The sequence below is a fragment of the Patescibacteria group bacterium genome, assembly GCA_038065255.1.
GTDB lineage: Bacteria > Patescibacteriota > Patescibacteriia > JACQRZ01 > JACQRZ01 > JBBTRI01.
Map to the genome: position 1 here is coordinate 2,774 of JBBTRI010000019.1, position 2,094 is coordinate 4,867.

The 2,094-nt window shown below is 48.6% G+C and carries 2 protein-coding genes; both read right to left on the minus strand.

The genetic code is table 11. The annotated features are described in order from the left end of the window. On the minus strand, positions 1-1,838 hold a 1,838-nt coding region (locus tag AAB400_04410), incomplete at its 3' end, for a hypothetical protein (GenBank protein ID MEK7649123.1). Between the two features lie 106 nt (positions 1,839-1,944). Further along, positions 1,945-2,094 (minus strand): type II toxin-antitoxin system HicA family toxin (locus AAB400_04415; GenBank protein ID MEK7649124.1); only part of this gene is annotated, 150 nt, incomplete at its 5' end.

Sequence of the window (2,094 nt, forward strand, 5' to 3'; positions counted from 1 at the left end):
GCAACGGTGACATCGGCCGAGGTAAGGATACCTGCGAATCGGCCTGCGCCTCCTGCAAAGGGAAGAACATTAATATCATCATCGGTTGCGGTAGCTGAGCGGAAGACTGTCGGAGCGGTGCCTGATGCTGCGGTAAAGATGTTCTGGGCTGATGTGGCGAGACTGGTACCGGTTGCTGCGCCAAGGACTGGCGAAACAAATGTTGGCGTGTTTGCAAAGACCAATGCGCCGGTGCCGGTTTCATCATCCATTAATGCAAGTAACTCAGTGCTTGCGTCAATTTCTGTTTCAAGAAGGACATTACCGGTGGTTGCTCCTCCGGTATCAAGGACAATGTTACCTGTTACATCAGGGAAGGTCCATGTTTTGTTTGCAACGGTGACATCGGCCGAGGTAAGGATACCTGCGAATCGGCCTGCGCCTCCTGTTGCGGGCGCAAGTGTCAATGAATCATCTGTTGCTGTTGATGTATTAAATACAAGTGTTGCGCCTGTATTTGTAACTGTATTACCGGCAGCAAGAGTCATAACACCAGCATCGGACATAGAGAGATTCGCTGCCGAGTTGTCCGCCTTGCGGAACATAACGGTTCCTGCTGCACCGCCTCCAGCCGCACCAGCTCGAAGATTGAGATCTCCGCCATTACCCGTTCCTGCTCCAGTACCTGCTGCAACTGTCACGCTACCACCGACTGTATTCGCTGCTGTCGTTGTAGTTGGTTGAATGGTAAGTGATTCACCGGCTGCTGTTGAAATATCCGTTGTTGCACCACCGAGACGAATGCCTATGTCTGCCGCACCAGTCAAATCATAACCAACCGTTGTACCGGCTCCGCCATTTGGAACAGTTGCAATATATGCAGTGATCGCATTACCTCCGACATCGGTGGTAAGACTTGTTGAAAGATCAAGACTCATGCCTGTTAATGATGACCCTGCTGATAGTATCTGTCCCGTATCAAACATCATCTGCGCAATCGGCATAGCAAAGTTTGTTGCGGCACCATTCGCAGCTTCATTATAGATCCCCCACATGAAGTTTGTATTTTCATCCTGGTGGAAGTGAGTGCTACCTGTTCCGCCTGGATAGATATAGAGTCTTTCATTAGCCGGGGTTGTGATATCCGCTTGTGCATCATTGCCTCCAGAAAAAATCACCTTACTTTCTGCGTCTGTAGAAAAAATAGTATCCCCAGTACCATTTGGTGTAACCGTAAAGCTGCCGTTTGTTGCTGTTGCAAGAGTAAGTGAACCGCCAGTCGGTGTAAACTGCGCACCGCCACGCAAACTAAAAACACCGGTATTAAGCATGATGAGATTCATGTTTGCCCCTGTGGAATCTTCAAACATGATTTGTCCTGCCACGCCAGTGCCTGTGGCTGCTGCCGCGCGAAACATAAGGTCGCCCCCATTATTATTGCCACCGGCAGCACCGGTCCCTGCAACAATACGCAGCACATCCCCTGCATTTGCCGTTGGAGCTGCAATGGAAAGAGTTCGAACGCCACCGCCAGCCGCCGATCCCGTAAAGGTATATGCAGTTGTAGCGTTGTTACCCATCACAATGCTTGTCGCAGTTGTCGTACCAATATTCAGCGCGCCTGCTGCCGTGACATCAAGCGATGCTCCGGCGCCAAACTTCACAGGACCTCCTGTGAATGTGGTTCCGGCTGCAGCCGTCGTGATAACAAGACCGTTTGTCGAGTCAGTCGACGTAATGGTGTCGGCGGTAAATGTCAGCGATGCGTACGCTGGCGTTACGCCTACCAACAAAAAAAGTATTGCAGAAGTAGCTTCGACAATACCTTTTTTTGCAAGCATGGTGTTGAGTATTTTCATAAAAATTCTAATAATAATATGATTACAAGAACTCTTCTGAAAAGAGTTATACACATAGTATACATCAACTGAAACAAAACCTACTGTTGATAACTAAAATGATTATTTATCTTGCATTCCATTCTTCACGCGATATACCAGCTTGGCGCAATATCTCTGAAAGAAGAGCTTTTGAAATATCGGACCCATGAGGATTTGGTATGCGAAGTTTCAGACTCCCCTTTACCATAAACAAATGACGGCCCCCAGAAAAAGG